Consider the following 12,185-nt stretch of genomic DNA (forward strand, 5'->3'; position numbering starts at 1 on the left):
CCACTTCCGCCGGTGCCGCCAGCCCCGCCGGCGCCACCCGCGCCTCCATCGGCGCTAGTACTGCCGGTACCGCCAGGCGCGGCCGCGGCGCCTGTACCACCCGCTCCGCCGGTTCCGCCCGCGCCCCCAATGCCGTCCGGGCCACCGCTTCCGCCTACGCCGCCGGTTCCGCCATTGCCGCCGGAGCCTCCTGGTGTGAGTGCGTCGGCCCCGGCCCCTCCCGCACCGCCGTTGCCGGCTCTCGCAGGAGCCCCGGCTGCCCCATTCACTCCTGTGGCCAAGCCGGTGCCGCCGGTGCCGCCTGTTCCGCGTAAACCGCTATGACCACCACTACCGCCGGTTCCTCCGATACCCGTGCTGCTATTGGTAAAGGTGCCGGCAGCACCGGTGCCCCCATCACCGCCCATACCGGCCGCGCCGCCGGTGCCGCCGGCTCCGCCAGCGCCAGGGTGGCTGCCAAGTCCGCCGAGGTATCCGCCACCGCTCAGGCCACCAGCGCCGCCATTGCCTCCCGACCCGCCGCTCCCGCCGGCTCCGCCGCTGCCGCCCACTCCGTTATCAGTCGAGGTCCATGCGCCGGTCACACCGGTGCCGCCCGCACCGCCGGTACCCCCGGCCCCGCCGGTCCCGCCCGTGCCGCCGTCACCCCAGATCAGCCCGCCAGCCCCGCCGTTTCCGCCGCTGCCGCCGAGACCACCGTCGGAGCCGTTTCCGCCGGTGCTGCCCGCCCCGCCATTGACGCCTGCGCCCCCTGTTCCGCCCGCACCGCCGAGGCCGAACAGCCCCGCACGACCGCCGTCGCCGCCCCGGCCGCCTGTGACGCCGGGGGCCAGAGCAGCTCCGCCGCTACCGCCGACGCCACCGGTGCCCAAGAACCAGCTGCCGTTGCCGCCGCCGCCACCGTTCCCACCATTGACCCCGCCGACGCCGCCGGTCCCGCCATTGCCCCAGAGCCAGCCACCATCGCCACCAACTCCACCCGGCGCGCCGGGACCGCCGGCCCCGCCGACGCCGCCGTTTCCGATGAACCCTGCAGCACCTCCGGCGCCGCCGGCCGTACCGGGGCTGGCACCCGGCGCACCGTTGCCGCCGTTTCCGTAAAGCAAACCACCGGCGCCGCCGGATTGCCCGGGCGCCGAAGCGTTGGCGCCGTCGCCGATCAACGGACGTCCCAGCGTCGCTTGAGTGGGTGCGTTGAGCAAAGCCAGAAGTTCGTTCTGCCCGGTCAGAAGCGGCAAGTTGATCGCTTCTGCAACCCCGTACGCCATTCCCGCGCCCCTCACTGCCTGCACGAATTGGCCATGGAAGGCTGCAACTTGCTCGCTCACGGCCTGGAACTCCTGGGCGTGGCCGCCGAACAACGCCGCGACCGCAACTGAAACCTCGTCTTCAGCCGCGGTGAGGATATTTATCGTCGGGGCCGCCGCGGCTCGTTGAGCCGCGCCAAGAGCCGAACCAATTCGTTTCAGATCTGCGGCCGACGCTGCAACTAGCTCCGGCACCACCGTTAGATACGGCATGCTGACCTCCCGTCTAGCGGTGCACGACAACCAACCGTCGTTCGGTCGCATGGCGATCTTCGAAAGATGGCTCGCGAGTCCCCAACTTCTTCAAGTCCGGTCCTGACAACGTTGGCACCGGCCCACGTCGGGGTCCATTAGAAGATTCCGAACATACGGATGCGTTCGGCGCAAGAGTCCACGGCGCGCTGGCAGCATGTCCGCTTCGTGAGGTGTCACGTAACTCTGGTGGTGATCAACTCGCCCGCCCCACCCCGCCCCGCGCCCTCCCAACCGGATGGTTGATAATCGAGCTAATTACCTAGTGTCAAAGGAGACATCTTCATGGCCGAAGCAGTCATCGTCGAGGCGGTTCGTTCCCCTATCGGCAAGCGCAACGGTGGACTGTCCGGGGTGCACCCGGCCGACCTGTCTGCCCAGGTCCTCAACGGTTTGGTCACCAAGGCCGGCATCGACCCAGAGGTCGTCGATGACGTGATCTGGGGCTGCGTGATGCAGGCCGGCGAGCAGGCCCTCGACATCGGCCGCACCGCGCTGCTGACAGCGGGCTGGCCGGAAACCGTGCCCGGTGTCACCGTCGATCGCCAGTGCGGGTCGAGCCAGCAGTCCGTGCATTTCGCCGCGGCCGGAGTGGTGGCCGGTCATTACGACGTGGTGGTGGCAGGCGGCGTGGAGTCCATGTCGCGGACCCCGATGGGTGCGTCCCTGGCAAACGGTGGGCGGCCCTACCCGGAGAGCTTTCTGTCGCGTTACGAAGGCAGGGTTCCCAACCAGGGCATCGGCGCGGAGATGATCGCCGAGCAGTGGGGCTTCTCCCGCCTCGACCTCGACCAGTTCTCCCTGGACTCACACGAAAAGGCCGCTGCCGCACAGGATTCCGGTGCGTTCGATGACCAGATCGTGGGCATCAAAGACTCCGACGGCAACGTGATTCTCAAGGACGAGGGCATCCGCCGCGGTACCCCGATGGAGAAGATGGCGTCGCTGAAGCCGGCGTTCAAAGAGGACGGCGTGATCCACGCGGGCAACTCCTCGCAGATCTCCGACGGTTCGGCTGCGCTGCTATTCATGTCGGCCGAGAAGGCCAAGGAACTGGGCATGAAGCCGATCGCCAAGGTGCACACCGCAACCCTGGCCGGGGCCGACCCGGTGATCATGCTGACCGCGCCCATCCCGGCTACCCAGAAGGTGCTCAAGCGTTCCGGGCTGTCCATCGGCGACATCGGCGCCTACGAGGTCAACGAGGCGTTCGCCCCGGTTCCGCTGGCCTGGCTCAAAGACATCGGTGCCGACGAGAAGAAGTTGAACCCCAATGGCGGGGCGATCGCGCTCGGCCACCCGCTCGGCGGCTCCGGTGCCCGCATCATGACCACGCTGCTATACCACATGCGGGACAAGGGAATTCGCTACGGCCTGCAGACCATGTGCGAGGGTGGTGGGCAGGCGAACGCGACCATTCTGGAGTTGCTGTGACGGACGCACCCGGCGCTCTGGTCGAGCGCCGCGGCAATGTCATGATCATCACCATCAACCGGCCCGAGGCCCGCAATGCGGTCAACGGCGCGGTGAGCATCGGGGTCGGCAACGCGCTGGAGGAGGCTCAGCACGATCACGAGGTGCGGGCGGTGGTGATCACCGGCGCGGGCGACAAGTCGTTCTGCGCCGGTGCCGACCTCAAGGCGATTTCCCGACGGGAGAACATCTACCACCCCGATCGTCCGGAGTGGGGCTTCGCCGGCTACGTCCACCACTTCATCGACAAGCCCACCATCGCCGCGGTCAACGGGACCGCACTGGGCGGCGGCACCGAACTCGCGCTGGCAAGTGACCTCGTGGTGGCCGACGAGCGCGCCCAGTTCGGGCTGCCGGAGGTCAAGCGCGGGCTGATCGCCGCCGCCGGCGGCGTGTTCCGCATCATGGATCAGCTGCCGCACAAGGTCGCGATGGAACTGCTGTTGACCGGCGAGCCGCTGACGGCGTCGGATGCCTACGAGTGGGGCCTGATCAATCAGGTTGTCCAGGGTTCGGTGCTGGACGCGGCGCTGACACTGGCCGCTCGGGTGACCGTGAATGCGCCGCTTTCGGTGCAGGCCAGCAAGCGCATCGCCTATGGCGTCGACGAGGGTGTGATCACCGCAGAGGAAGTCGGCTGGGACCGGACGATGCGTGAGATGCGTTCGCTGATCAGGTCCGAGGATGCCAGAGAAGGGCCGCTGGCGTTCGCGGAGAAACGGGAGCCGGTCTGGAAGGCGCGCTGACCAGACCCGCCAGACCTCTGGGCGAGCAGACGCGAAGTCGCACGATATGGAATCAAATCGTGCGACTTCGCGTCTGCTCGCGGGGCTGGTCAGGAGGCCAGCACGTTCACGCCCCACTGGAACAACGGGGGCAACAGCGTGCAGGCGGGGACGATGACACGGCGCACCGGGCGCGGGGTGCTGGCCAGCACCAGACCTCGGGTGAGAAGCCGGTAATCGCGCGTCACCCGATGCCATTCATGCTCGTAGGACTGCGGTACGTCGTCCACCAGTGCGCGGACCGCAACGGCGGCCTGCTTGACGGCCAGGCTGATGCCTTCGCCGGTCAGCGCGTCTTCGTAGCCGGCGGCGTCGCCGACCAACAGCACCCGACCGGCCACGCGTCGGGAAACCACCTGCCGCAGCGGCCCGCAACCACGCGCCCGCCCGCGGTCTGCGCCGGCCAAATGCTTTGCCAGCCCGGGAAACCAGTCGATCTGGGGACGCCCGCGGGACAGGATGGCCACGCCCACGAGGTCCGGTTCCACCGGCGTCACGTACGCCTCGCCCCAGCGCGACCAATGCACTTCGACGAACTCCGACCAGGCCGGCACGCGGTAATGCCAGCGCAGGCCGTGCCGGCGCGGCGTGCCGGCGCTCGCGGCGATCCCGACCGCCCGGCGCACCGCCGAATGCAACCCGTCGGCGCCCACCAGCCACCTGGTCCGGACACCGGCCGCGGACACGCCGTGCGCATCCTGCTCGACGGTGGTCACCTTCGTGCGGATCCATTCGGTTTCTTGTTCTTTGGCCCGCGCCTCCAGCGCCGCGTGCAGCGTGGTGCGCCGCACCCCCCGGCCGGGACCGGTGCGAAACAACGCTTCGGCACGACGATGCTCACTGGCATAGGCGATTCCGCGAAACGGCATGCCGGCCGGATCGACGCCGAGCGAGGTCAATTCGGCGAGTCCGCCGGGCATCAGGCCTTCGCCGCACGCCTTGTCGATGGGGCCTTCCCGGGGCTCGGCCACGATTACCGAAAGTCCTTGTCTGCGTGCTTGTAAGGCAGTGGCCAGGCCGCCGGGGCCACCTCCGACCACCAGCAGGTCGGCGTCGTAATCCGTCATGCGTAGCCCAACACCGAATTCTCGACGCGCAAGCGGACCGTCAACAAGACGGCATTGGCCACGGTGAAGATGACCGCGGTCAGCCAAGCGGTGTGCACCATGGGCAGCGCGACACCTTCGGCCACCACCGCAACGTAATTCGGGTGATGCATGAAGCGGTAGGGACCGCGCTGCACCAACGGTTCGTGGGGCAGCACGATCACCCGGGTATTCCACCGCTTGCCCAGAGAGGTGATGCACCACCAGCGCAGACCCTGGCACAACGCCAGCAATACCACCATCGGCCAGCCCAGCCACGGCAGGAACGGTCGGTGCAGCGCCCACGGCTCCACCAGGCAACCGACTAGCAGGGCCGTGTGCAGTACGACCATGACGACATAGTGAGACCGGCCGAACTCCTTGCCGCCCTGAGCAAATGACCATTTTGCGTTGCGCCTCGACACTGCCAATTCGGCCAGGCGTTCCAGCGCCACCGCCAGGATCAAGACGTAGTACGGTCCTACCATTGGAGCAGCACCAACTCCGAGCAGAACGCCGGTCCCATCGCGATCATCAGCCCGATGGCACCGGGCGGCGGGGGATCGGCGATGTTCGCCGCAAGCACATCCAGTACCGAGACTGACGACAGATTCCCGTTGCGGCGCAAAGATTCTCGGGTGTGGTCCAGTGCATCGCCGGGTAGTCCCAGCCCTTTCTCGACCGCCTCGATCACCCGGGGTCCGCCCGGATGGCAAACCCAGGCGGATACGTCTTGCGGCGTCAACCCATGATCGGTGAGGAAGGTGCGGACGTCCTCGCCCAGATACTTCTCTGCAACGGTCGCCACATCTGCCGACAGGACGATTCGAAACCCGTCACTGCCGATCTTCCAGCCCATCACCTCTTCGGTGTCGGGGTAGATGCGGCTTCGGGTCGCCAGCACCCGCGGGCCCACGGTGGAGCGGTGGGCGCCGGTGGCGACCACGGCGGCCGCGCCGTCGCCGAAAAGGCTCGATGCCACCAGGTTGGCCACGGAGTTATCTTCGCGCTGAATCGTCAGGGAACATAATTCGACAGCCAGCAATACTCCCACCTGATCCGGAAATGCCCGTAGGTAGTCGTGCATGCGGGCCACGCCGGCCGCGCCCGCCACGCAGCCCAGGCCGAACAGCGGGACCCGTTTGACGTCTTGGCGTAACCCCACCCGCCTGGCCAGGCGCGCTTCAAGGGTGGGGACCGCGAGGCCGGTGACGGTCGTCGAGAAGACGATGTCGACTTCCGACGGAGCGATCCCGGCGCCGTCCAGCGCCGCGCAGAACGCCTGTTCGGCCAGGTCGAGAGCCACCCCGATGAACGCGTCGTTGGCCTCGCTGAAGCCGCTCAGATCGGCATAGCGCGACAGTGGCAGCGCGGTGTGGCGAGACTCGACACCGCTGCTTCGCGCGAAGCGCCGGAATTGCGGGCCGGCGAAGTCGGTCAGCGCCGCGACCGTGTCTTCCTGGCTGTTGAGATGCTCGGGGAACTGTACGGCAACTCCCGCCACAGATGGACTGGTGTGCCGGGAGCCCGGTGCTTGTGCAGCCGAACGTGCCGAGGTCCCCCCTGCTCTGGTGCTCATGTAGGCAGTGACGGTGCTGCCGCCGCACTGGTTCACACCGGGGTGACCTGCGTCGATTTGCCCCGCTCAGGGTTGGGTACCTAACTGGGGACAGTTTCACTGCCGCGGGGGGCATTTCGGCCCTACCGACGTCCACGACGTCGACAGTTAGGTTGGAGTTATGCGGATTTTGGTGACGGGCGCCACTGGCTATGTGGGCTCACGCCTGGTCACGGCCCTGCTGGCGGATGATCACGAGGTAGTGGCCGCCAGCCGAAACCCGGTTGGCCTGAATCGCTTTGGCTGGTCAGAGCAGGTTACGCCGGTGAAACTGGACGCATCGGACCCGGCCTCGGCGCGCGCCGCATTCGACACGGCCGGCCCCGTCGACGTGGCGTATTACCTGGTGCACGGGATCGGCCAGGCCAATTTCCGCGAATCCGACAATGCTGCTGCCGCCAACGTCGCCACCGCGGCCCGCGATGCCGGCGTACGCCGGATCGTCTACCTGGGCGGGTTCGTACCCGAGGACGAGGCGCTGTCCGAACACCTGAGCAGCCGGGCCGAGGTGGCCGAGGCCCTGACGGTGGCGGACGGGCCGGAGCTGGTGTGGCTGGGTGCGGCGCTGATCATCGGAGCCGGTTCGACGTCGTTCGAAATCCTGCGTTACGTGGGCGACCGGTTCCCGGTGATGCCGATGCCGAGCTGGATGCACAATCCGCTGGACCCGATCTCGATCCGCGACGTACTGCACTACCTGGTGGCCGCGTCCGACCCGGATCTGGTTCCGGCCGGTGCGTATGACATCAGTGGCCCAGAGACCACGTCATACCGTGATCTTCTGAAGAGATACGCGCGCATTTCCGGCCGTTGGCACGCCGCGTGCCGCGTCCCGGGCATCGACACGTCGATGGCGTCGCTGTTCGCGGCGATTGCGCTGCCGGTGCCGAGCAGTCTGGCCGGGGACCTGGTGGCGTCGCTGGACCATCCGATGCGGGCTTCCGGCAGCGGCTTACAGGGCAAGGTGCCCGATCCCCTGGGCGGGTTGCTGGGCATAGACGAGTCGATCTCCCTGGCCCTGTCCGGCCATACCGACCACCCGCCCCGGCCGGTCAGTGCCCTCGCCGACCCGCACCACCTCGCCGACACCGATCCGGTCTGGGCCGGTGGCGATGCGTTGCGCATCCGGCGACTCGCGCGGGTTATCACGCCGCCGATCGTGCGGCCCACCTTGCGACTGGTTAACATCGTCCCCGGCCCCCTTGCCGGTGCGTTGCGTACCAGCCTGGACATCCTGCTCACGCTGACCCCGAGGATCCGCACGGCATGACCCAAACCGCCACCGAAAACCGCCCCACCGCCCTCCAAGAGATTCGCCGCGCGATGGTCAACGTCGCCGTGCCGCATCACGAACCGCCCGGGGTCGTGCTGCGCCGGCGCATCGTCGTCGCGATCACGCTGGTACTCGGCGCCGCAATACTGGGCGTCTCGCTGCGGACCCGGGCCGGCGAGGCCAGCTTCTACTGGCTGACGCTGTCGCTGGCGGCGGTGTGGTTGCTCGGTGCGTTGGCGTCCGGCCCCCTGCACCTGGGTGGGATCTGCTGGCGCGGACGCAACCAGCGGCCCGTCATCACCGGCACCACGATCGGTCTGGTGCTGGGCGGCATCTTTGTGGTCGGAGGTCTGATCGTCCGGGAGATCCAGCCGATAGATGCATGGATCACCCGCGTGCTGCAGTACGCACATCAGGGGCCGTTCCTGTTGATCGTGCTGATCACGGTCGTCAACGGGGTCACCGAAGAGGTGTTCTTCCGCGGCGCCCTCTACACGGCACTGGGCCGGCACCATCCGGTCGCGGTCTCCACGGTCCTGTATGTGGCTGCGACCATGGCCAGCGGAAACCCGATGTTGGGCTTCGCCGGAGTAATCCTGGGGACGGTGAACGCGTTGTCCCGGCGCGCCACCGGCGGCGTGCTCGCTCCCATGCTGACCCACTTCGTCTGGGGCCTGATCATGGTGCTGGCACTTCCGCCGATGTTCGGCGTCAGATAGTTACGGGCCGGCTACCACCTGGCGCGCCAGCGCCTTCAGTTGCGCCATGTGCAGCGGACGGAACAGGTACCAGTACAGCCTGCCCGGGATCCCGCGGGGGTAGAAGATCGCCCGCTGGGTGTACTCGCCCGCGCCGTCGGGTCCCAACGCCGTCGTCACCTCCAACCACGCCTGCCCCGGCGCACGCGCCTCGGACCGCAGCCGCAGTTTGCTGCCCGGCACACTCTCCGCAATGCTCCAGCGGGTGGCCGAGTTGCGCCGTCGCGGTGCCAGCGGGAACGAGTACCACCGGCCCGCGTTCGCGGCGCTTTCCGCTGCCTTCCACAGCTGTTCGGGCGTGGCCGAGGTGGCCGCGGTCTGCACGTCGTCGAAGATGATTTCGCCTGCCCAGTCCGGGTCACTCGGCAGCAGTTCGGCCGGCTCGGATTCCAGCGAGTCCCAGGTGGGATCGGCCAGGCCGGCGAACGCGCGGCTCAATGCCACGGCGACCGCGCGACGGTAGCCCATCAGCCCGGCCGGGGGAGGCTTGATGATGGAATCGATGTCGCTGTTCTGCATGACCGCGTCGCACTCCAGTGACTCGATCAACGGGCGAGCCAACCCGGGCGGGATCGGCGTCACGGTGCCCACCCACAGACTCGCAATGGCCGGTGTCAGGAACGGCAGCACGATCAGGTAGCGCTTGTGCAGGTGGGCGACGTCGGCGTAGATCCGCATCATGTCGCCGTACTCCAGCACGTCGGGGCCGCCGATGTCCCAGGTGCGTGACGAGGGGACCGGCGCCGTTGCCGCCGCGGCGAGGTAGTACAGCACGTCGCGCACGGCGATCGGCTGAATCTTGTTGTGCACCCACTTCGGCGTCGTCATGACCGGCAGGCGGTCGGTCAGGTGCCGGATCATCTCGAATGAGGCTGACCCTGCCCCCACCACCACCCCGGCCTGCAGCGCGACGGTCTCGATCCCGGACTCGATGAGATGATCGCCTACCGCCTTCCGCGAGCTCAGGTGGGGCGACAGTTCTTTGTCCTCGGGATGCAGTCCGCTGAGATACACGATGCGGTGCACACCGGTGCGCCGGGCCGCCGTCACCACGTTGCGAACCGCGCGCTCTTCCTCCGCGGCGAAGTCTTTCTCCCCGCCGCCCATCGAGTGCACCAGGTAGTACACGACGTCGATCCCGTCGAACGCCTCGATCAGAGAATCGACATCGCCCAGATCGCCGCGCGCCACCTCGACCTTCGGGCGCCACGGCACTCCGTCCAACTTGGCCGGGTTCCGGGCCAGCGCACGCACCCGGTGGCCCTCGTCCAGCAGGCGCGGCACCAGACGCGCGCCGATGTAACCGGTTGCTCCGGTCACCAGGCAATGAATCGATTCAGCCGTCACAGCACCCCGCTCGTTTACGTTCATCGATTATTCGGAATAGACGCGAGAATGGATTGGTAATCATTTAGTTGTCTGTGAAATTGGGCGAGCGGCGCTCCTGGAAGGCTCGGGTGCCCTCTTTGAAGTCGGGCGCCTGCAACAGACCGCGTTGCCCTTCGAACTCACGCACCAGGGTGCGGTCGAGTTCGGTCAGCGTTGCCGCATTGATCGCGCTCTTGGTTTTCGCGAACGCCACCGCGGGGCCGGTCAGCAACCGGGCAATGATTTTGTCCACTTCCACGTCGAAGGCTTCGGGCGGGTAAACCGCACTGATTAGACCCCACGACAGCGCCTCGGCGGCAGTCAACCGCTCCGGCAGCAGCGCCATCCGCATGGCGCGGATCCGGCCGACCGCGGCAGCCACCAGAGCCGACGCGCCGCCGTCGGGCATCAAGCCGATCTTGGTGAAGGCGAGCATGAAAAATGCTTTCTCCGAAGCCAATACGACGTCGCAGGCCAGCGCGATGGACACCCCGACGCCGGCCGCCGGTCCCTGCACGACGGCAACCACGGGGCGCGGCAGCTCAGCGATGGCCCGGATCAGCCGGTTGATCTCCAGGATGATGTCGTCCGGCGGCACTCCGCCGCCACCCGACATGTCCTCTGCGCTGATGCCGGCTCCCGAACTGAACCCGCGGCCCGCGCCGCCGAGTCGCACCACCCGGACCGCCGGGTCGGTCGCGGCGGCCTCAATGGCATCGGCGAGACCGGTGATGACCGGCAGGGTCAGTGAGTTGAGGCTGTCGGGGCGGTTGATGGTCACCCGGAGCACGCCCCCGGTCAGCTCGACGTCAAGGCCCGCGACGGGGCTGAGAGCGGCGATTTCGGACTTGGGCATGCGATTCACATTAGGCCTGACGGTGGCGACCCGGGATACGCGGCCGTGCGGGGCGCCTGCGAAGATGCGATCAACCGGTTGTTAGGGCGTCAAAGCGGACGAAAGGTCGGTGTACCCATGGCGGGACCGCTGAGTGGATTGCGGGTTGTCGAACTGGCGGGGATCGGGCCGGGCCCGCACGCCGCGATGATCCTGGGTGATTTGGGTGCCGATGTGGTGCGCGTTGACCGTCCCGGTCCCGGCGGTCCGGTGAAGGACGCGATGAGCCGCAACCGGCGCATCGTGACCGCCGACCTCAAGTCGCCCGAGGGTCGTGACCAAGTGCTCAAGCTCGTGGCCAAAGCCGACGTGCTGATCGAGGGGTATCGCCCGGGGGTCACCGAGCGGCTGGGCTTGGGTCCCGAAGACTGCGCGAGGGTCAATGAGAGGCTGGTCTACGGACGGATGACCGGCTGGGGTCAGACCGGGCCGCGCAGCCAGCAGGCCGGCCACGACATCAACTACATCTCGCTCAACGGCATCCTGCACGCGATCGGCCGGGCGGGGGAGCGGCCGGTGCCGCCGCTGAACCTGGTGGGCGACTTCGGCGGCGGCTCGATGTTCCTGCTGCTCGGCATCCTGTCGGCGCTGTGGGAACGGCAGACCTCCGGCAAGGGGCAGGTGGTCGACGCGGCGATGGTCGACGGATCCAGCATGCTGGTGCAGATGATGTGGCAGATGCGGGCCTCGGGCATGTGGACCGACGCGCGGGGTACCAACATGCTCGACGGCGGCGCCCCTTACTACGACACCTACGAATGCTCCGACGGGCGGTATGTCGCGGTCGGCGCGATCGAACCACAGTTCTATGCGGCGATGATCCAGGGCCTGGGTCTGGACCCGGCCAGCCTGCCGCCGCAGAACGACGTTGCCCGTTGGCCCGAACTGCGGGCGCTGCTGACGGAGGCGTTCGCCAGCCGCGACCGGGACCACTGGGCCAAGGTGTTCGCCGATTCCGACGCATGCGTGACGCCGGTGCTGGCCTTCGGCGAAGTGCTCAGCGAGCCGCATATCAGCGGGCGGGACACCTTCTACGAAGTGAACGGCTCCCTGCAGCCGATGCCCGCCCCCCGGTTTTCCCGCACCCCGCCGGGTGAGCCGCGTCCGGCCGCACCGCTGACTGACACGCAAACGCTGCTTGACGACTGGATGTAGCCCAGTCTCGTCCTGAGCCGTGACGTCTCTCTCCGCGACTTGCCGCCGGGAAGCTGAGGGCGGTCCTGGCCCCGGATTTGCGAAAACGTGGGCAGAAATCTTTTCGAAACCAGCAAATATATCGTCCTGGGCGGAGTTATGCTTTCTGGACGCCGATATTCGCTGGTGACGGGGGGCTACCCAGGTCGGCATGACAAGGTCGTCATGGCCTATTTA

Annotated in this window: 11 protein-coding genes; 5 read left to right on the forward strand and 6 right to left on the reverse strand. The window is 67.7% G+C overall.

Annotated elements, in window-relative coordinates:
* Nucleotides 1-1,520: PE family protein (locus tag AC5Y7D_RS25820; protein ID WP_499928618.1), on the reverse strand; the 1,520-nt coding region annotated here is incomplete at its 3' end.
* A 324-nt stretch (nt 1,521-1,844) separates the two neighbouring features.
* Between AC5Y7D_RS25820 and AC5Y7D_RS25825 the strand changes: the two genes are divergently transcribed.
* Nucleotides 1,845-2,993, forward strand: coding sequence for a thiolase family protein (locus AC5Y7D_RS25825; RefSeq protein ID WP_499928619.1), 1,149 nt, complete (start codon nt 1,845-1,847; stop codon nt 2,991-2,993).
* The gene (locus AC5Y7D_RS25830; protein WP_499928620.1) at nt 2,990-3,778 is read left to right on the forward strand and encodes a crotonase/enoyl-CoA hydratase family protein; all 789 of its coding nucleotides are present in this window, start codon (nt 2,990-2,992) and stop codon (nt 3,776-3,778) included. Before AC5Y7D_RS25825 ends, AC5Y7D_RS25830 begins: the two co-directional genes overlap by 4 nt.
* 89 nt (nt 3,779-3,867) lie before the next feature.
* Here AC5Y7D_RS25830 and AC5Y7D_RS25835 read toward each other — a convergent pair whose 3' ends face one another.
* Genes AC5Y7D_RS25835 through AC5Y7D_RS25845 form a run of 3 tightly spaced genes read right to left on the reverse strand, consistent with a single transcriptional unit; the run spans nt 3,868 to nt 6,481 of the window.
* Entirely contained in the window at nt 3,868-4,884 is a 1,017-nt protein-coding gene (locus AC5Y7D_RS25835) for an NAD(P)/FAD-dependent oxidoreductase (protein WP_499928621.1), read from the reverse strand.
* A complete protein-coding gene (locus AC5Y7D_RS25840) occupies nt 4,881-5,390 on the reverse strand; it encodes an isoprenylcysteine carboxyl methyltransferase family protein (protein WP_499928622.1) in 510 nt (169 codons plus the stop codon). The genes AC5Y7D_RS25835 and AC5Y7D_RS25840 overlap by 4 nt, the downstream gene beginning before the upstream one ends.
* On the reverse strand, nt 5,384-6,481 hold the full coding sequence (locus tag AC5Y7D_RS25845) for a type III polyketide synthase (protein ID WP_499928623.1): 1,098 nt from the start codon (nt 6,479-6,481) through the stop codon (nt 5,384-5,386). The genes AC5Y7D_RS25840 and AC5Y7D_RS25845 overlap by 7 nt, the downstream gene beginning before the upstream one ends.
* 160 nt (nt 6,482-6,641) lie before the next feature.
* On the opposite strand from AC5Y7D_RS25845, the gene AC5Y7D_RS25850 reads away from it, so the two are divergent.
* Together AC5Y7D_RS25850 and AC5Y7D_RS25855 are read left to right on the forward strand one after the other, a co-directional pair.
* Entirely contained in the window at nt 6,642-7,790 is a 1,149-nt protein-coding gene (locus AC5Y7D_RS25850; protein WP_499928624.1) for an NAD(P)H-binding protein, read from the forward strand.
* Complete coding sequence (locus tag AC5Y7D_RS25855) at nt 7,787-8,512, forward strand: CPBP family intramembrane glutamic endopeptidase (RefSeq protein WP_499928625.1); 726 nt, start codon at nt 7,787-7,789, stop codon at nt 8,510-8,512. The genes AC5Y7D_RS25850 and AC5Y7D_RS25855 overlap by 4 nt, the downstream gene beginning before the upstream one ends.
* Here the strand turns inward: AC5Y7D_RS25855 and AC5Y7D_RS25860 are convergent, their stop codons facing one another.
* Both AC5Y7D_RS25860 and AC5Y7D_RS25865 read right to left on the reverse strand, forming a co-directional pair.
* On the reverse strand, nt 8,513-9,922 hold the full coding sequence (locus tag AC5Y7D_RS25860; RefSeq protein WP_499928626.1) for a DUF2867 domain-containing protein: 1,410 nt from the start codon (nt 9,920-9,922) through the stop codon (nt 8,513-8,515). It lies immediately after the preceding gene.
* Between the two features lie 40 nt (nt 9,923-9,962).
* On the reverse strand, nt 9,963-10,775 hold the full coding sequence (locus AC5Y7D_RS25865) for an enoyl-CoA hydratase (protein WP_499928627.1): 813 nt from the start codon (nt 10,773-10,775) through the stop codon (nt 9,963-9,965).
* A gap of 117 nt (nt 10,776-10,892) precedes the next feature.
* Here AC5Y7D_RS25865 and AC5Y7D_RS25870 point away from each other — a divergent pair, with 117 nt between their 5' ends.
* Complete coding sequence (locus AC5Y7D_RS25870) at nt 10,893-11,969, forward strand: CaiB/BaiF CoA transferase family protein (protein WP_499928628.1); 1,077 nt, start codon at nt 10,893-10,895, stop codon at nt 11,967-11,969.
* Nucleotides 11,970-12,185 lie beyond the last annotated feature (216 nt).

The organism is Mycobacterium sp. NGS49 (assembly GCF_059812565.1).

Bases quoted from the DNA above. Each gene is read 5' to 3' on its own strand.
- AC5Y7D_RS25825 (WP_499928619.1), top strand. From the start codon at position 1,845: ATGGCCGAAGCAGTCATCGTCGAGGCGGTTCGTTCCCCTATCGGCAAG.
- AC5Y7D_RS25835 (WP_499928621.1), bottom strand. From the start codon at position 4,884: ATGACGGATTACGACGCCGACCTGCTGGTGGTCGGAGGTGGCCCCGGC.
- AC5Y7D_RS25840 (WP_499928622.1), bottom strand. From the start codon at position 5,390: ATGGTAGGACCGTACTACGTCTTGATCCTGGCGGTGGCGCTGGAACGC.
- AC5Y7D_RS25845 (WP_499928623.1), bottom strand. From the start codon at position 6,481: ATGAGCACCAGAGCAGGGGGGACCTCGGCACGTTCGGCTGCACAAGCA.
- AC5Y7D_RS25850 (WP_499928624.1), top strand. From the start codon at position 6,642: ATGCGGATTTTGGTGACGGGCGCCACTGGCTATGTGGGCTCACGCCTG.
- AC5Y7D_RS25855 (WP_499928625.1), top strand. From the start codon at position 7,787: ATGACCCAAACCGCCACCGAAAACCGCCCCACCGCCCTCCAAGAGATT.
- AC5Y7D_RS25860 (WP_499928626.1), bottom strand. From the start codon at position 9,922: ATGAACGTAAACGAGCGGGGTGCTGTGACGGCTGAATCGATTCATTGC.
- AC5Y7D_RS25865 (WP_499928627.1), bottom strand. From the start codon at position 10,775: ATGCCCAAGTCCGAAATCGCCGCTCTCAGCCCCGTCGCGGGCCTTGAC.
- AC5Y7D_RS25870 (WP_499928628.1), top strand. From the start codon at position 10,893: ATGGCGGGACCGCTGAGTGGATTGCGGGTTGTCGAACTGGCGGGGATC.